We start from the raw sequence: 16,738 nt of genomic DNA, 5'->3' as shown, positions 1-16,738 counted from the left end.
AAGGGATTCCAAGGGGATGATGGAGATGGATAACGAATTTCATGGGATAGGCGCCTGCATCCTGCCGGGGGGCGGTGGAACCATGGGGTCAAAAAATGCAGGGTTCCTGAAAAAGGGCTCGCCACCGGGCTTCGGTGGGTGTATTTCCAAGGGCGTTGGCACCAATGACGAACTTTATAATGAGGATATTCCGTTTTGAATATAGATACCATACAGGCAAAGCTTAGACATTTTGCCCAAGAGCGTGACTGGGAGCAGTTCCATTCCCCCAAAAACATCGCCATGGCCCTGAACGTGGAGGCCGGAGAGCTCCTCGAGCATTTCCAGTGGTTGACCCAGCAGGCCTCCTTTGACCTGGAGCCCGACAAAAAAGAGGCGGTGGCCCAGGAGATCGCCGACGTCCAGGTCTACCTCTGCCGACTGGCCGACCTGTTGAAGATCGACATTGAAGGGGCCGTGGAGCGCAAGATGGCACTCAACGAGGCCAAATACCCGGCAGACATGGTTCGGGGGAAGGCGAAAAAATACACGGAATACAGGTGATCCATCTGTAGCCAGGGCCCTTTCCATGGGGCCCGCCCGGCAAAACGCCCCTTTCACATGCGTGGAAGGGGCGTTTTGGGTTCAGGCTCCCGGTAAGGCAGGGTCGGGCTCGCTACAGTTTTTCAGGGGCGAGGTTACCGGCATACTTCTCTTTGTCCTTGAGGCTGACGTCGGGCTCTGAAGGAAGCCCGAAGAGGGGGATCAGACGGTCGAGGCCTGTGAGGGTCAGGATCAGGATGGAACCCACGGCGATCATGGCCATGAAGTTGAACTTGATGATGTCCATGGGAACGAAGGTGTGCAGGGGGTACACGGCCGTTGCAATGCCCACGTAGAACCCGACATAGACATGCCAGGGAATGAGCTGGGACCCGAAGACACCCAGGGCGTCGCCGAAGGTGGCGTTCCGCAGGCGCAGTTTGTACATCTCTTCTTCCGGTGCTTCCACGTTTTCGTCGGTGAGGTTTCGGATGATGGGACCGATGGTGACGATCTGGGCCATCTCGTCGGCCAGGGCTGCGTTGCCCAGGATGGAGAGGACACCGTTGTAGAAGAGGAGCTGGCGCACGCTGCCCGCAAGGGTGGTGATGAGCCTGGAGACGGGCTCGAAGGCATGCATTTTGCCCATGATGCCGCCGAAGGCACCCACCCACATCATCATGACGATGACCCAGGACCCGGCCCCTTCAAAGCCGCTGTACATAAGGTCGAGGTAGCTCTGGATGGACTCCACGGTACCGGCCACAAGGCCGAAGAGCAGGGAAGAGATCAGGCCGATGCCCAGGCAGACCAGGGTGGGAAGGCCCATGATGGCCACCACCAGGACGAGAAGAAGGGGGATGCACATGTAAAGGGGCACACCGTTTTGTACCTGCTCAAGCAGGGTCACGGCGGAGGCTCGCTTCTCGGCCAGGGCGCTCCAGACCGTGTCGGGAATCTGGCTGATGGCCTCGGTGGCGTTGCCCACTTCACTGGGCAGGCCCATCATGGCGCTGACCATATAAAAGACCACGGCCGTGGCCATGAGGCAGAGCACGGACCAGATGCCCTGGTGGCGGATCCGGTCGATGACCTCCACCTTCTGGATACCGGAGCTCACCACGGTGGTGTCCGAGATGAGGCCGATGTTGTCGCCGAAGCAGGCGCCACCGGCGATGGCTGCGGTGGTGAGGACGATGTCGCCGCCCACGATGTGGTTGAGCCAGAGGAACACCGGCGCGCACGCGGCAAAGGTTCCCCAGGAGGTGCCTGTGGCCACGGAGAGGATGGCGGTGACCACCAGCCCGGTGACGGCAACGGTCTTGGCGGTGAGGCCGAGGTTGAGGGAAATGGTGATGATGGATGCGCCGACACCCGTTGCCATGAAGGCCTCTGCCATGGCATAGGCGAGCATGAGGATAAAAAAGACAAGCTGCATCTCTTTGACGTTGTCGATGGCGGCGTCGACAATTTTCTGGAACTTCATCTTTTCTGTAACAAAGGCCACGATGGCTGCGTAAATGGTCGCAAGGGGGGCTGCGAGCAATGCGTCAAAGCCTGATATCATCAGGCCTGCCATGACAAAAACAGGACTTAATTTCAACAAACCGGAAAACATAAATCTCATCCTTACCTGTGCTTGGAGTTTTTTGTTTCTGCCGAACCTCGTTGTCCGGCGTGTTTGTCACTTCATGTTCAGGTTCGTGGTGTTGTTGTTTCAAGGGAGACCCTTGCAAAACGACTGCGTCAGACGGGGCGGTCTTTCATTTTTTTACCTTCTTCTCCTTCTCTTTCCTTTGGGTGGTTGGGGGGGGCTATCGTCTCATTTCACGGCACGTTCGGCCTGAAATGGATTGACCATCCGTGGGAGCTGCCGCTTCAGCGCAGAGAAACAGACCAGATGTATTGGGCAGCGTTGTGTCCTGTGTTTTGTCAAAGAGCGGGGTGATGCATTGTTCTTTTGCTATCCGTTCAGCCCGAGGATCTGTCGGGCCTGGTCCACGGTGGCTGCCGGGCGATCGTATTCCCGGGCGATTCTCACCACGCGTTCCACGAGCTGGGCGTTGGAGACGGCAAGCTCGCCTTTGCGGTAATAGATGTTGTCCTCGATGCCCACGCGCACATGGCCGCCCATGGCGATGCTGTGCATGGCCATGGGAAGCTGGCCGCGTCCTAAGCCCGCAACGGCCCAGGTCTGGCCCTCTTGGAGGCGGTCCACCAGCATCACGAGGTTGGAGATGGTGGCTGCCATGCCCCCCGGGACCCCCAGGACAAAATCCATGTGGTGCCTTTCCGGGACCAGGCCTTTTCTGACCATGCGCGTGACGGTTTCGAGTTGACCGAAGTCAAACACCTCCAGTTCGGCCATGACGTCGTTGTCGGTGATGGCCCTGGCAATGGTGGTGATGGTCTCCTCGGTGTTTTCGTAGATCTCGGAGCCGAAGTTCATGGTGCCCATGGACAGGGTGGCCATGTCAGGCTTTAAGGACACCGGATCGCAGCGCAGCTCAACGGGGGTGCCCACGGCACCGCCGGTGGAGTACTGCAGGATGCAGTCGCAGCGGTTGCGGATCTTTTCGGTGACAGCTTCAAACACGTCGACGCGCTGGGTGGGAAGCCCGTTTTCATCGCGTACGTGGAGGTGGATGATGCTGGCACCGGCGGCTACCGCCTTTTCTGCGGCCTCCGCAATCTCGTCGGGGGTCAGGGGCAGGTTGGGGTAGGTGTCCCGGGTAAGCTCCGCTCCCACAATGGCTACCGAGATGATCAGGGGCGTGTTACTCATGGCGAATCCTCTGGGCTTCTTTGGGGGTGACACAGGTGCCGCTTGCCCTGCACACAAGAACAGGCTCGGCAAGCAGCTCCGCTGCGGTCTCTCCGTGTTCGGGGGTGGGGGCGATGACCTTCCAGGCTTCGAATTCCATGCGCCTGCTGGTGCCCCCCACCTTGACGATGCGGCCCTTGGCCTCGATGTAATCCCCAGCCCGCACCGGGGCGAGGAACTCCACGCTGTCGTAGGCGCGGAAGAGCCCCTCGTCGCCGTCGTACTTGATGAGCAGCTCTGTTGCCACGTCTCCGAAGAGATTGAGCATGCGCGCTCCGTCCACAAGCGACCCCGCGTAATGTGCGTCGTGTGCGCTTATTCTGATTCGGATCAGTGATTCTACCAGTGTGTTCATGTTGTCTCCTGAATTAACGTCGTCATCGCAATAGATGAACCGGGTGTGTTTCGTGCATCTGATTTTTTCTGCTTTCACGAAGCATTAGCTTCTGCCTTTGCGTTTCACCAGCTGGGTGGCGATGTAGGATCCCACGTGGGAGGGCACGGTGCCCGGACCGAAGCCCGCGTCGTAGCCCAGTTCCACGGCCAGGTCGTTGGTGACCCGGGGGCCCCCTGCCAGCAGGACAAACCGGTCCCGCATGTTCTCCGCTTCGAGAAGCTCGATCATCTCGGTGAAGTTCCGGATGTGGGCGTCCTTCTGGGTGACGGTCTGGCTGACGAGGATGGCGTCGGCGTCCATCTCAACGGCTTTTTTGAGGAGCTCTTCGCAGGGGACCTGGGCTCCTAAGTTGCAGGCGTCCATCTCCGGGTAACGTTCCAGGCCGTAGTCCTGGTTGTAGCCCTTCATATTCATGATGGCGTCGATGCCCACGGTGTGGGCATCGGTGCCGATGGAAGCCCCCACCACGGCCACTTTGCGGTTGAGGCTGGTTTTGATGAGGTTGTTGATCTCGTAGAAATCCAGGCGCTCCACCTTGGCCTCGGAGGCGTGGACCTGGGAGAAGTCCAGCTCGGGCTGGGCCTTGCCGAAGATCACGAAATAGGTAAAGCCCTCGGCTATCTCCTTGGAAAAGGAGACGGAGACATCGGTGAGACCGAGTTTTCCGGCGTAGAGCTCCGCGGCTTTTTTGGCCCGGGCCCCGTCTTTGACCGGAAGGGTGAAGGCCAGCTGGACAATGCCGTCGTTCAGTGTGTCGCCATAGGGCTTGATCATCTCCTTACTCATTGATGACTCCTTCTTTCTCAAGCTGTTCCAGGATGGGGTTCTTGTAGGAGGGACCCTTGGCAAAGACCCCTTCAAGCCCTTTTCCGCCGTCGTCGGCACGTTTGATGTCGGCAAACCGGCCTTCGTTGATGGCAACGGTGAGGCCCTTCTGGCACACCTCGGTGAGGAAGTGCTCCACCTGGTCGAGGACCTCCTGGGCCCGCCTGGCGATGATGCCGTCTTTTTTGAACTCGATTTCGTCCCCCAGGCCCCGGGCGTTGTTGAAGACGTAGTTGATGGAGTCGATGGCCTGGTAGCGGTCCTGCAGGAGCGGTGTGTGGATGGCCTCGGTGAGGATGCCCGCCAGGTGGATGCCCTGGCCGGTGGTGACCGAGGCCAGGTTGAACATGGTGTCCATGCAGTGGGAGAAGAAGATGTCGGTGCTCTTGTACTTGGTGGGCGGCATGTACTTTAAAGGTGCGTTGGGAAAGAGCTGCCGCGCGATCTGGGCGTGGGCCAGCTCATAGAGAAAGCCGTTTTCAATGGAAGGGTTGATCTCAAAGGCATGTCCCAACCCCAGCAGGTCGTCGGTCAAAAGGGAATTCTTGCCCATGGCCTCGTTGATGAGCTGGGAGGCGGTGACGGTGTAGGCGTTCTCCACGGCATCGGAGGTGGTGAGGTAGTTGTCCTCGCCGGTGTTGATGATGATCTTGGCCCGGGAGCAGATGAGCCGCGAGAAGTGCTGGTCGATGAAGGTACGCTTTAAGTTGATGTCCCGAAAGAGGATGCCGTACATGGAGTCGTTCAAGAGCATGTCGAGGTCTTCCATGGCTGCGCAGGCGGCGATCTCGGCCATGCATAGGCCCGAGGCGTAGTTCACCAGGCGGATGTAGCGGTCGTTCTCTTGGCAGGCCTCGTCCAGGGCTTCGCGCATGATCTTGAAGTTGGCCTGGGTGGCAAAGGTGCCGCCGAACCCTTCGGTGGTGGGGCCGTACGGCACGTAGTCCAGAAGGGACTGGGCCGTGGAGCGGATCACCGCGATGATGTCGGCGCCTGAGCCCGCAGCTGCCTTGGCCTGGAGGCGGTCTTCGTAGATGTTGCCCGTGGCCACGATAAGGTACTTCCAGGGCTGGGGCCCCTCGGGGTATTTCTTCAGCTTTTCGGCCTTGGCCCTGCGGGTGGCATCCAGGCGGCTGATGGCGGCGGCGCAGAGCTGCTTCTCTTTAAGGGCCACCTCGTCCTGGGAGAACCGGGTGAGGTTCCCGAAGTCGATGCGGCCCTGTTCGATGAGCTCGGCGGTGGTGACCGGATCCCGGCCGGAGTCCAGGACGGCGGCTGCAAAGTGACCGGAGACGCCGTCGTCAAGGCGGCCCTTTTCCTGGAGGATCTCCACCAGCCGGTTGGGAAGGGGCGTGCCCTCTTCGTTGACGCCGTCCACGCCGTACAACCTCAGCACGGCACGTTCAACAGAGACCGAGGAGTAGCGGTCGATCATGGATTGGACCTGATCGGCAATGGTTTTTGCCTTGGACTTCAGTCGGTCGATCTGCTCGTGATTTAAATCAATTGTTGCCATAGTGCATATCCTGATTCATGGGTCCGCCGGAGAGGTGCGTGTGTGACATCCCCGGCTTCGGGTTATTTCGTGCCTTCAACCGTTTCCCTGATGCGCGCCTTGATGCTTTCGGGCAGGGGAAAGCAGAGGGCAAGCTCCAGGGGCTTGCGGTTGGCGCGCACCGCAGACGCGGCATGTTCAGACGAGATGTGCTCCAGCCTGTAGGGCATCAGGGACGCCAGGTTGGAGAGATCCATGGCTTGCCCTGCCTCATCTGCAAACTCCACGTCGAGCATGCGGAAAAGACGGGGGGTGTTCATCTCCAGCACCCTGGGGTAGTGGGTGGTGCAGAAGAAGATCAAGGGGCGCTTGCCGTAATTGTCGATGAAGATGCGGGAGAGCTCCGCACCGTTTACCGGGTCGGTGGAGAGAAAGAGCTCATCGGCCAGGATAAAGGCTCCCTCTTCGGGCTCCCGGGCGAAGAACTGGAGCTCTTCCCCGAAGGAGGAGAGGTCCTTGCCCATGTCCCCGGACGATTTGAGGAGCAGCCGCACCGACTCCGGGTAGTGTAGGGTGATGGCATCAGCCGGTACCGGAAGGCCCGTGCGGATGGCGGTGAGCAGGAAGTAGAGAGTCTTGAGGACCGTGGTCTTGCCGCTCATGTTGGCTCCGTAGAGCACATTGGAGCCCGGAGCCAGATCGATGGAGAGGGGAACGCAGCCCCTGCCTTTCTTTAGGGCAAGGGCAAAGGAGAGCCCCTCTTCAAGGTGAAACCGGCACCCGTCCACAAATTTGGGGAAGGCAAGCCCCTCCCGCTGCTTTACAAACACGAGGGTGTAGAGAAGGCAGCGTTTTTTCCGTTCTTCGTACAGGGTGTAAAACGCGTTGAAAAAAGGGACCATCTCAACGTTGATCTCCGCCAGAAGACCTTCGGTGCAGACTTCCAGCTCTGCGGTGAGGGCCTCTTTGGCCGCGACTTTTTCCAAGAGGGAGGCCCCGGGGCGATGGTCCAGGCGGAGGGTCTCCCCGGTTTCGGTGACCTGCAGAAGCGGGCAGCTCAGGGCCTTTTCAAGGAGCGGATCGCTCCCTTCAATCTCCCGGGGAAAGGGGTAGATCATGCGAAGGCCCATGGCCTTTTCCACCGCCTCTTCGTGGGCGATGATCTCTTCGGTCAGGCTTTTTTCAACCTCTTCCAGTTTTTTTCTGATTCGTGCCGTGGCCTCGTTGACGGAAAGGGCTGCGCCTTCCCGCTCCGTATGGCGGGAGAGGACCTCGCGCATGCCATTCAAGGCCCCGTGGGATTCCAACGCCGTGGGCAGGGTGTGCTCAAGGGCGGTGAGCTCTGCCGTGACGGAGAGGAACCTGTTCAACTCAAAGAGATGGAACTGCTGGAGGCCCGCCCCCTCAAAATGGGGGAGCAGAGACTCCAGGCGGGGAAGCCTTGCGCTTATCTTGATGAGTTCGGAAAGGGTCTCCGGGGAGAAGGCTGACTCGATCCTTCCGAGGGCCTCAAAGTGCGCCGCCCCTTCTGTTTTTCCCATGGGCTCCAGGATGGTTGCAGGGATCAGGGGCAGGCCCAGATCGAAGAGGGCAAGGTAGGCGTCAAAGGCCAGCTCCTCGTTAAGAGCGCGGGGTATGAGGTCCTGTCTAAATTCCAATGCCATGGGTACCGTCCCTGAAGAGGTTGTAAACTTCTGCGTTAGCCGGAAGCAGGCTGCGATCAAAGGGGGCCTCTTCCCGGATGAAGATCCGCTTGACCTTCACCGTGTGAAGGAGGCGAACTTCCGGCTTGAAGAGAAGGGCTTTTCTCGGGCCTGCGGAGACGTTCTGGTAGAGGGTCATGTTGTCGAGGACCAGGGTGAGCCCCTTAAGGGGCGCCAGGTACTCGGCCAGGGTCAGGGTGAGGGCGCCGTTTAAGTAGAGCACGGCAGGCCGCGTCCCCAGCTTGCCCAGTTTGTCGTGGAGGGCTTTGTCCGCAAAGGGCATAAGCTCTCCGTGATGAATGACCGAGCCGTCTTCATCAAAAAGAATGGCGCGGGTGGATTCTTCTTTCTCTTCGTCTATCATCCGGGCCACGTTGCCGCTGCAGCCCTGGAAGGAGAGAGCGGAGAGAAAGGCCTCGGCCTTGCGCCTCTGGGGCTCCCTCTTGGAAAAAAGCACCGAGAAGTAAAAGGCGTCGCAGAGCTCGGGGCTCGCCAGGAACTGCCGGTCGATGGAACCGTCCACAAGGAGGATGGACTCCGAAGGGATGAGTCTTGCGAGTTCACCTTTTAATAGGGACAGCTCCGTTCCAGTGTTGGGTCCTTCCAGAAGGATGTCAAAGGCCAGGGTGCACCGACCCAGCACCAGGGGCTTTGCAAAACGCGGTGGCACAAAGGTGGCCCAGGTGTCGTATTTGCCGGTGTGGCCGGTGAGGTGCTCTCCGGCCGTCACGAAAAAAGAACCGGGCATCACCCGGATACCGGGCTTGATCCCCCCGTCGAATTCATCGGTGGTCTCGCCGTTGATGCCGATGGAGGTGAGGAGCAGGGTCTGCCCCCTGCGCACCCGTTCGGCATACACGGCGTTGAAAGCCGTGGTCTTTCCGGCGTTTTTATCGGTTCCGATGAAACAGTACGTTTTCATGAAGGGACGATGCCTCCGGCGGCCAGGGGATGATCCCCTAGACCCCAGGTTGCGCTTACTCTTGCCCCTCGTTCCTCGGGGCAAGAGCAAGCGCGAAGTTAATCGCTGAAACAATCAAAATCCTGTTTGGCAACCTTTTTAAAAGGTTGGCCCCCGGCAGGGCCGCCGGAGGCGTTTTTTTAACGATCAGTCCCGTTTGCGGCGTTGGAGGTTGGCGGGCTCCAGGTAGAGTTTCTCGCCTGAGAGGAGCTTGGCCACGCCGTCCAGGGGTTTGTACTGCTTCTCGTTTTCCTTGCAGATGTTGCAGCGCCCGCAGTTAGAGAAGACCTCTTCGGGCTGGGTGTAGGTGGTGATGACCCCTTCGTAGTTCCGCAGGGCAAAGCGCCGGTCGGACTGGGAGAGCAGGTAGTTGGGCATCACAGGGATCTTGCCGCCGCCCCCGGGGGCATCCACAACAAAGGTGGGCACCGCCATGCCGGATGTGTGGCCGCGCAGGTTTTCGATGATCTCCATGCCCTTGGTGATGGAGGTGCGGAAGTGGGAAATGCCCATGGAGAGATCGCATTGGTAGATGTAGTAGGGCTTTACGCGGATGCGAAGCAGCTCGTGCATGAGTTTTTTCATGATGTTGGGGCAGTCGTTGACGTCCCTTAAGAGCACGGTCTGGTTGCCCATCTGGATCCCGGCGTTGGCCAGGCGCTCACAGGCCTCCTTGGAGTCTGCGGTGATCTCGTCCGGGTGGTTGAAGTGGGTGTTCACGTAGAGGGGGTGGTACTTTTTCAGCATGTTGCACAGGTCGTCGGTGATGCGCTGGGGCATGACCACCGGGGTGCGGGATCCGATGCGGATGATCTCCACGTGGTCGATGGCGCGGACCTTTTTAAGGACGTATTCCAGGGAGTCGTCCGTGAGGGTAAAGGGATCCCCGCCGGAGATGAGCACGTCACGAACCTCTTTGTGCTCGCGGATGTAGTCGATGCATTTGTCGATGGAGGCTCGGGAGAGGTGGGTGTCGTGGTCGCCCACCATGCGGCGCCGGGTGCAGTGGCGGCAGTTCATGGAGCAGATGTGGGTGACCAGCAGCAGCACGCGGTCGGGGTAGCGGTGGGTGAGGCCGGGAACCGGGGAGTCCACATCTTCGTGCAGGGGGTCGTCCTGGTCATCGGGGGCCACGTGGAGTTCGTTGATGGAGGGGACGGCCTGAAGGCGGATGACGCCGCGGTGGTAGTCCTTCTCCATGATGGAGGCATAGTAGGGGGTGATGGCCATGGTGAATTTTTCAAGGCACTTTTCGAGATCCTGCTCCATGGATTTGTCGATGGGCATGATCTTTTTCAGGGTGGGGATGTCGGTGACAACGTTTCGTAGCTGCCACTTCCAGTTGGTCCAATCCTCTTCGGGAACGTCCTTGTAAAGTTCGATTTCCCTGTAGTCGTGACGCTTGTACTCTTTCATGCGGTGAAAACCCTCTTGTGTGCTGTTGAGCTGACAGTGACGATTCTATGCCGACGCCGGAGGGGAGTGCGTGAGGGAGAAGGAGAGTGGGAGGAGAAGCAGCAGGAAGAAGAGCGGGTCCCTTGGCGTGTTTTAATTTGTCTTATACGTAAAGCTTTTCGTACATCTCTCTGATATCGCTTGATTCTCTAACGACATTCAAGGCGATCTCAGCGTGGCCTGCGGTGTAGCCGTTGCCAATGATCATGTCCACGTCTTTGCCGATGCCTTCGGCGCCGAGGGCGGCCTTGGTAAAGGAGGTGGCCATGCTGAAAAAGTAGACCACGCCCTTGTCCCGGCACATCATGATGGAGGCCAGTTCGGTGTTTTCTATGTTGACGCAGTTGATGATGACGTCGGCCAGTTTGCCGTCGGTGAGGGTGCTGATGGTGTCGTAGCAGGTGAGGGCGTCCGAGGCGTCGAGTTTGACGACGTCGTCGCAGATGCCCAGGGCTTCAAGTGAGGCCACCCCTGCATCGGAGTATTCCACACCGATGATACGGCCGGTGACGCCTGCACGGCGCTTGGCTTCCCAGGCGCAGAGGATGCCGGATTTTCCGCCGGCACCGATGATGACGGTGGTGTCGCCCTGCTTGACGAGGCGGGCGGTCTGGGCGGGGGCGCCGCAGACATCGAGAACGGCCAGGGCCAGGGTCTCGGGCATGTCTTCGGGTAGCTTGGCGTAGAGGGAGTTTTCAAAGAGGACGGCCTTGGCCTTTACCTTGACCTGGTCGGTCTCTTTCTTCACCTCCAGGATCTCCTCGATGGCAAGGGGCGTCAGGGACAGGGAGACGAGGCTGACAATGCGGTCTCCTTCTTTAAGGGGGCAGGTCTCTTTGAGCTTTCCTCCGACGGCCTGGACAGTGCCGATGAGCATGCCGCCGGAGCCGGTGACGGGGTTGTGCATCTTGCCTCGATCACCCACGATTTCAAGGATTTTTGCCTTGATCTTGTCGTCGTCGGCCCCCACCTCGGTTTTGATCTGGGTAAAGCTGGCAGAGTCGATGTTGAGGAACTGGACGTCGATGAGGAGTTCGTTGTCCCAGATGCGGTTTAAATTGTTGTCGATTTTCCGGGCGGGCTGGGGAAGGACACCCTTGGGTTCCACCACCCTGTGGGCGCCGAAGGGGTTGCCGTTCTTGATCACTTCCAAAGACATGGTAACACACTCCTTACATTATTGAATAGCTGCGGTATGGTCCCCAGAATATGGGGTACGACAGTTTGAGCCGGTGTCGGTGGCCGCTCAGTTGGCCACATTGCCGCAGACCCCGTGAAAAAAGAGGTCCACATAGCTGTCGGCAATCTCCTTGATGGAGAGGGGGCCTTCCGGGTTGTACCAGTATGAGATGCCGGTACACATCTGGAGCAGGGCCCGGGAGGAGATGGTGACGTTGTCCATGGCCAGCTCCCCCTTATCTATTCCTTCCTGAAGCATATCTTTGTACAGCCGCTCGTAGCGGTCTCGCATTTTGACGATTTTCTTGTAGTTGGGGACTTCCAGGCTGCGGAGCTCGGCATCTGCCACGTAGGTCTCGTCGGAATCCACGGTGTGGTATTCCACGTGAACGCGGATGGCTTTGCGCAGCTTGGCAAGGGGGCTCTCCACACCTTCGATCTCACTGGAGACTTTGGTGATGAGGTTGGTCATGGTGTACTCCATGATCATGAAGAGGATCTCTTGCTTGGAATTGAAGTGGTGGTAGATGCTGCCGCCCTTGACGCCGGCACGCTTGGCCAGTTCCCGGAGGGTGGAACCGCTGTAGCCTTTTTCTCGGAAGAGATGGGCGGCTTCGCGGAAGATGATGGTCTTGCGTGTGGAGATGGTCGTGGTGCTCATGGCCGGCGATCCTTGTTCTTCTGGTTGCAGATCATACGGGCGGCGAGTTGCCGATACAAAACCTAACGTTTGTTAGGTTAGTTTCATGGATCGGCCAAAGTCAAGGAAAAAAGAGCAGGGAATTACGAAATATATTATTGCTCGAAAAATGGTTGTTTTGGCATGTTTTTAGCTTGTGATTACACAGTTTTTACGACCGTTTAAAATGATGGCCTGGCGTGGCCTTGTCTTGAACGGGTTAGGTCGGGATTGGGATCTTGCGAAGTATAGCTCGTAACTACTGTGTTGTTTCTTCTGTGACGCTATGGCTCTATCATTTTAAGACTCTTGACAATATTGTTGTGGCGAGATTATATATCCATCTACCTAACGCTTGTTAGGTAAACGTGGCAGGCCATGTGCGGGGTATCCCCGGTGGTTTTGCCCGGGATCTTCTATCGGTTTTCAAGGAGATCCGAAATCCGTTTGATGCAGCCCTGATCACGAAACCATCCTTCTCAAGCCCGGCAGGCTCCCAAGGGTGACAGCCGGCATGTTCCTGGGTTTCCGGGGCGTATACCATGACGCGGTCGCGACTATTAAGGATTTGGCAGGATGAACAAAATCACGACAATGAAGGACGCTGTGGCGCGGATCGAAAGCGGGATGACCGTAATGATCGGCGGGTTTATGACGGTGGGCACCCCCGAAGCTCTGGTGGATGCCGTTGTCGAAAAAGGGGTGACGGACCTCACCGTGGTCTGCAACGATGCCGGGGTCCCGGGCAAAGGTGCCGGAAAGCTGATCCGAAACGACATGGCTTCCTGTTTTTATGCGTCCCATGTGGGGCTCAATCCCGAGTTCGGCAAGCTGATGTCCGAGGAGAAAATCGACGCGGTCCTGGTTCCCCAGGGCACCCTGGCCGAACGGATCCGTGCCGCAGGCGTGGGGCTCGGCGGAATCCTTACCCCCACCGGGGTGGGAACCCACGTGGAAGAGGGCAAAGAAAAGATCACCGTGGACGGCCGCGAATTTCTCCTGGAGCCGCCCATCAAGGGAGATGTGGCCCTCATCAAGGCATTTAAAGCGGACAGGCAGGGCAACCTTGTGTTCCGCAAATCGGCCCAGAACTTCAACCCGCTCATGGCCATGGCCTGTGATTATGTGATTGTGGAAGCGGAATTCCTGGAGGACGTGGGGGCCATTGACCCGGACCACGTGATGCTGCCGGGTATTTTTGTCGACGCAGTGGTAGGAGGGTAGACAACATGGCAGAGAAAATCAGCAAGCGCGAGATGATCGTCAAGCGAATCGCAAGGGAGTTCAAGGACGGCGACGTGGTGAACCTGGGCATCGGCATGCCCACCATGGTGGCCGACCACGTCCCCGCCGATGTGGAGATTTTTCTCCAGTCCGAAAACGGTTTCATCGGCATGGGCCCCTGTCCGCCCGAAGGCCAGGAGGATCCCGACCTCATCAACGCCGGGAACAAGCCGGTGACCATCAAGCAGGGCGGCTGCTTTTTCGACAGCGCCACCTCCTTCGGCATCATCCGCGGCGGCCACGTGGACGCCACGGTCCTGGGAACCCTTGAGGTGGACCAGGAGGGCAACATCGCCAACTACATCATCCCCGGCAAGATGGTTCCGGGCATGGGGGGCGCCATGGACCTCTGCACCGGTGCCAAGCGCGTGATCATTGCCACCGACCATGTGAACAAAAACGGATCGTCCAAGATCCTCAAGCGCTGCACCCTTCCACTCACCGCAGTGGGCCAGGCAAACCTTATCGTTACGGACATGGCAGTGATGGAGGTGACCGATGCGGGGCTGGTCCTGAAAGAGGTTGCCCCGGGCCTCACCGTAGACGACGTGGTGGCACACACCGATGCCGACCTGATCATCCCCGATGAGGTGCCCGTCATGCAGGTGTGTTGACCCGGATCGCTCAGAAAGAATGCGTCCGACCTCCATAACCAGTATTCTTTGCTTCTCAGCCGCTCCCGATTATGTCGGGGGCGGCTTTTTTGATTGCGCCTATCCTGAAGCACTCCGCCACGTGTCATGCCCCGTTGGTTTATAGCCTATTGCTCTTTTGTCTGTGCGTGCATGTCGGCATAACCGCCTAAATTGCCGACTCCTTTTTGTGTCATAATATCTTGCTGCTATAATTCTTGACATTCAAGTTTGCTTGTAGTTATCTGAGCAATGATTCGCGATTGAAAATCGTCATGAATTGCTGCGAAACAGGGCCATACTTTACTTGCGACAATAAGATATCCTCTGCATGGGTGGTCTCCATAAAAGACATTATTACGTTTTGCCGCCACCCAACGCCCGGCGGCGATAACCCGAGACCCTGTAGGATGGGCAAAGGCAAGCCTCATCCATTGGGGTGGTGACACCCTTGGCGCCGTGCCCATCGGCCCTAGCAGCCAAGATGGGCACGCTCCGCTTTGCCCATCCTACGGTCCGCCACCCAACGCCCCGCGGCGATAACCCGAAACCCGTAGGATGGGCAAAGGCCAAGCCGCATCCATCGGGGGGCGACACCTTTTGCGCCGTGCCCATGGGCCCTCGCAACAAAGATGGGTACGCTCCGCTTTGCCCATCCTACGGTCCGCCACCCATCGCCCGCGGTGATAACCCGAAACCCTGTAGGATGGGCAAAGGCCAAGCCGTATCCATTGGAGTGGCGACATCTTTTGCGCCGTGCCCATGGGCCCTCGCAACAAAGATGGGCACGCTCCGCTTTGCCCATCCTACGGTCCGCCACCCATTGCCCGCGGCGATAACCCGAAACCCTGTAGGATGGGCAAAGGCCAAGCCGCATCCACCGGGGTGGCGACACCTTTTGCGCCGTGCCCATCGAACGTCACGAAAACCTAATTGATTTAACATTGAATGTAGCCTGTATAATTATACTGCGTTGAATCGACTTGATTGAGAGAGGAGAAAAACATGGAAAATGGCAAGGTGGATGTCCTGAAGAAAATCGCGATGGTGGCCCTTGTTGTCGCATGCCTTGTCTTTTTGCTTTCCGGAGGGGACGAGGACGACCAACGGCGGGCAGAGGCGAGCAACACCAAAACCGTTGCGAAAAAAGAGTCTGTCCAACCACCGTCCTTATATGAGGTAGCGCCCAACGGATCATTTGAGATCAAAGAAGAGGTCTACGGCGACCCGGATATTTTTGATAGCCCGAGGATTCAGTTTCTTCATATGAATCCTGAAACATACAAGAACGATACGATTTGGAGTGTGAAAACCGACGGGACTGATTTACGCCGCGTGCTCTCCAAGGAACAGATTTTTACTGACATGAATGCAAGTATCATGGATACGCCGAGGCGCTCGCCGGATAATCGATTTATATGTGTCACTATAGATGATCGGCCCAACGGGTTTCACAAGGTGGTATTTGACCTCAAAACCGGGCAGCGAGATGTGATTATCAGGCATGGTAAATCTAAGGGGTTTGGCTGGATGAACGACAGCAGAACCGTGGTTTTTTTTGGGGGAGGGGGATTCACCAAAACATCCGGCCGGCTTTATGAATACTACAAATATGACATTATCGACAAAACCATCACTCTCTATGACCGATCCAAAAATGTTTATTTTGGGGTGTTAAAGTTTTTGATCCACCCTGACGGTAATATGATTTTTGCAGAAGGGTACGAACGATCGATTCCCTTGAATCATGGAGGGTTGAAAAGACCGGACAATTTGGTCGAAACCTATGGCGTCTGCATTTTTAATCCCGATTGGTCCAAGCATAGGATGTTGATCACCGATGGTGGGTATTGTTTTGATGTGTCACCTGACAGGCATAAGATTATTCGGGGAAATGCGTTGGATTTTTTTACGGTCTACTCAACAAAAAACGGAGCGGTTGTCTCAAAATTCAAAAGTGACAGATATATACCCATTTTTTCTGAGGACTCGGACCATATATATGTGCCGAACTATGATGGTTTTGAGAAAAAACAAATTTCTGATGGGAAGGTCATTCTCGATGTAAAACTCCCGATTAAATGCAGAAAACTTACGCTGATTAATATTTGAAGGAGGCAGCTGTGCAGACACCAGGAAAACGGGTTGACGGGGTGATCTACGAAAAGATTGTATTAACAGGATACCATGACCGCGGAGATCTTATTTCTAAACTCGAACCGGTGAAACATTTTTTTGTCTACAGCAATGTTAGTTATAATTCTAATGATGACGCCTCGACAAAAAAGATACCTCTGGTTGCCTGTACCACCAACAGCTACGGGGCTCTGAAGCCCATCACCAAGACCTTCAGAGGCGTTTCTCCCCTGGGGCTTGTGGAGACCCATCACCTTGTGCTGCCCCCGGTCGGGATGATCGCACAGGCATCGGCAGCCTATAAACACGAGGCAAACGGTTACAACTGGACAAAACAGATTGGAGAGGCGATTTGCCAAACACCTGAATTAGAGACCATGCCCTTTGAATCTAAATGGATTCCTTTTAACAACCTTCGAAAACCTAGGGATATTCCCAAAGATGGGATTGATGAGGATGAGGGTTACAGAGCATGGTATCAGATGAAAAAAAACGATCCTCACGGCATAAAGGCGATTGTGATTCCCAAGACCCGCGCTGTTTTTTTTCTTGTTCATCCCAGGTATGCAGAGGCATGGGTATCTGTCTATATAAACGGGAAAAAATATAGTACCAAAACTGAGGATAGGTTCCAAGTCGGATTAAT

The 16,738-nt window shown here is 57.0% G+C and carries 15 protein-coding genes; 5 read left to right on the top strand and 10 right to left on the bottom strand.

The window, feature by feature from the left end; all coding sequences use genetic code 11:
- The first annotated feature begins 25 nt into the window (after positions 1 to 25).
- Complete coding sequence (locus ACOYW0_RS25115) at positions 26 to 199, top strand: hypothetical protein (protein ID WP_180146551.1); 174 nt, start codon at positions 26 to 28, stop codon at positions 197 to 199.
- A complete protein-coding gene (locus ACOYW0_RS25110) occupies positions 196 to 543 on the top strand; it encodes a nucleotide pyrophosphohydrolase (RefSeq protein WP_482416438.1) in 348 nt (115 codons plus the stop codon). Before ACOYW0_RS25115 ends, ACOYW0_RS25110 begins: the two co-directional genes overlap by 4 nt.
- 112 nt (positions 544 to 655) lie before the next feature.
- Here ACOYW0_RS25110 and ACOYW0_RS25105 read toward each other — a convergent pair whose 3' ends face one another.
- From ACOYW0_RS25105 to ACOYW0_RS25060, 10 genes are all read right to left on the bottom strand, one after another.
- Positions 656 to 2,140 carry a Na+/H+ antiporter NhaC family protein gene (locus ACOYW0_RS25105; RefSeq protein WP_482416437.1) on the bottom strand — a complete coding sequence of 495 codons (1,485 nt, stop codon included), beginning with the start codon at positions 2,138 to 2,140 and terminating at the stop codon, positions 656 to 658.
- Between the two features lie 345 nt (positions 2,141 to 2,485).
- Complete coding sequence (gene kce / locus ACOYW0_RS25100; protein ID WP_482416436.1) at positions 2,486 to 3,307, bottom strand: 3-keto-5-aminohexanoate cleavage enzyme; 822 nt, start codon at positions 3,305 to 3,307, stop codon at positions 2,486 to 2,488.
- Complete coding sequence (gene kal / locus ACOYW0_RS25095; protein WP_482416435.1) at positions 3,300 to 3,701, bottom strand: 3-aminobutyryl-CoA ammonia lyase; 402 nt, start codon at positions 3,699 to 3,701, stop codon at positions 3,300 to 3,302. Before kal ends, kce begins: the two co-directional genes overlap by 8 nt.
- A gap of 84 nt (positions 3,702 to 3,785) precedes the next feature.
- Complete coding sequence (gene kamE, locus ACOYW0_RS25090; protein WP_180146563.1) at positions 3,786 to 4,529, bottom strand: lysine 5,6-aminomutase subunit beta; 744 nt, start codon at positions 4,527 to 4,529, stop codon at positions 3,786 to 3,788.
- Complete coding sequence (gene kamD, locus ACOYW0_RS25085) at positions 4,522 to 6,084, bottom strand: lysine 5,6-aminomutase subunit alpha (RefSeq protein ID WP_482416434.1); 1,563 nt, start codon at positions 6,082 to 6,084, stop codon at positions 4,522 to 4,524. Before kamD ends, kamE begins: the two co-directional genes overlap by 8 nt.
- A 62-nt stretch (positions 6,085 to 6,146) precedes the next feature.
- Positions 6,147 to 7,727: a P-loop NTPase family protein gene (locus ACOYW0_RS25080; protein WP_482416433.1), complete on the bottom strand. Its 1,581-nt coding sequence runs from the start codon at positions 7,725 to 7,727 to the stop codon at positions 6,147 to 6,149.
- Entirely contained in the window at positions 7,711 to 8,688 is a 978-nt protein-coding gene (locus ACOYW0_RS25075; protein WP_482416432.1) for a hypothetical protein, read from the bottom strand. The genes ACOYW0_RS25080 and ACOYW0_RS25075 overlap by 17 nt, the downstream gene beginning before the upstream one ends.
- 186 nt (positions 8,689 to 8,874) lie before the next feature.
- On the bottom strand, positions 8,875 to 10,143 hold the full coding sequence (gene kamA, locus ACOYW0_RS25070) for a lysine 2,3-aminomutase (protein WP_482416431.1): 1,269 nt from the start codon (positions 10,141 to 10,143) through the stop codon (positions 8,875 to 8,877).
- A 142-nt stretch (positions 10,144 to 10,285) separates the two neighbouring features.
- Positions 10,286 to 11,341: an L-erythro-3,5-diaminohexanoate dehydrogenase gene (kdd, locus tag ACOYW0_RS25065; protein ID WP_482416430.1), complete on the bottom strand. Its 1,056-nt coding sequence runs from the start codon at positions 11,339 to 11,341 to the stop codon at positions 10,286 to 10,288.
- 87 nt (positions 11,342 to 11,428) lie between these two features.
- The gene (locus ACOYW0_RS25060) at positions 11,429 to 12,022 is read right to left on the bottom strand and encodes a TetR/AcrR family transcriptional regulator (protein WP_180146577.1); all 594 of its coding nucleotides are present in this window, start codon (positions 12,020 to 12,022) and stop codon (positions 11,429 to 11,431) included.
- 594 nt (positions 12,023 to 12,616) lie between these two features.
- On the opposite strand from ACOYW0_RS25060, the gene ACOYW0_RS25055 reads away from it, so the two are divergent.
- The 3 genes from ACOYW0_RS25055 to ACOYW0_RS25045 all read left to right on the top strand — a co-directional run bounded on the left by ACOYW0_RS25055 (position 12,617) and on the right by ACOYW0_RS25045 (position 16,068).
- Positions 12,617 to 13,264, top strand: coding sequence for a CoA transferase subunit A (locus tag ACOYW0_RS25055; RefSeq protein ID WP_180146580.1), 648 nt, complete (start codon positions 12,617 to 12,619; stop codon positions 13,262 to 13,264).
- A 5-nt stretch (positions 13,265 to 13,269) separates the two neighbouring features.
- On the top strand, positions 13,270 to 13,938 hold the full coding sequence (locus ACOYW0_RS25050; RefSeq protein ID WP_482416429.1) for a 3-oxoacid CoA-transferase subunit B: 669 nt from the start codon (positions 13,270 to 13,272) through the stop codon (positions 13,936 to 13,938).
- A gap of 1,023 nt (positions 13,939 to 14,961) precedes the next feature.
- Entirely contained in the window at positions 14,962 to 16,068 is a 1,107-nt protein-coding gene (locus ACOYW0_RS25045; RefSeq protein WP_482416428.1) for a hypothetical protein, read from the top strand.
- The last annotated feature ends 670 nt before the right edge of the window (positions 16,069 to 16,738 follow it).

The organism is Desulfoluna sp. HI9BLuna (genome assembly GCF_056829775.1).
The sequence above is the reverse complement of the archived record's forward strand: the minus strand, read 5'-3'. Positions and strand labels throughout refer to the sequence as shown.

Coding starts and splice junctions, on each gene's coding strand:
- ACOYW0_RS25115 (WP_180146551.1), top strand. CDS start 26: ATGGATAACGAATTTCATGGGATAGGCGCCTGCATCCTGCCGGGGGGC.
- ACOYW0_RS25105 (WP_482416437.1), bottom strand. CDS start 2,140: ATGTTTTCCGGTTTGTTGAAATTAAGTCCTGTTTTTGTCATGGCAGGC.
- kce (WP_482416436.1), bottom strand. CDS start 3,307: ATGAGTAACACGCCCCTGATCATCTCGGTAGCCATTGTGGGAGCGGAG.
- kal (WP_482416435.1), bottom strand. CDS start 3,701: ATGAACACACTGGTAGAATCACTGATCCGAATCAGAATAAGCGCACAC.
- kamE (WP_180146563.1), bottom strand. CDS start 4,529: ATGAGTAAGGAGATGATCAAGCCCTATGGCGACACACTGAACGACGGC.
- kamD (WP_482416434.1), bottom strand. CDS start 6,084: ATGGCAACAATTGATTTAAATCACGAGCAGATCGACCGACTGAAGTCC.
- ACOYW0_RS25080 (WP_482416433.1), bottom strand. CDS start 7,727: ATGGCATTGGAATTTAGACAGGACCTCATACCCCGCGCTCTTAACGAG.
- ACOYW0_RS25075 (WP_482416432.1), bottom strand. CDS start 8,688: ATGAAAACGTACTGTTTCATCGGAACCGATAAAAACGCCGGAAAGACC.
- kamA (WP_482416431.1), bottom strand. CDS start 10,143: ATGAAAGAGTACAAGCGTCACGACTACAGGGAAATCGAACTTTACAAG.
- kdd (WP_482416430.1), bottom strand. CDS start 11,341: ATGTCTTTGGAAGTGATCAAGAACGGCAACCCCTTCGGCGCCCACAGG.
- ACOYW0_RS25060 (WP_180146577.1), bottom strand. CDS start 12,022: ATGAGCACCACGACCATCTCCACACGCAAGACCATCATCTTCCGCGAA.
- ACOYW0_RS25055 (WP_180146580.1), top strand. CDS start 12,617: ATGAACAAAATCACGACAATGAAGGACGCTGTGGCGCGGATCGAAAGC.
- ACOYW0_RS25050 (WP_482416429.1), top strand. CDS start 13,270: ATGGCAGAGAAAATCAGCAAGCGCGAGATGATCGTCAAGCGAATCGCA.
- ACOYW0_RS25045 (WP_482416428.1), top strand. CDS start 14,962: ATGGAAAATGGCAAGGTGGATGTCCTGAAGAAAATCGCGATGGTGGCC.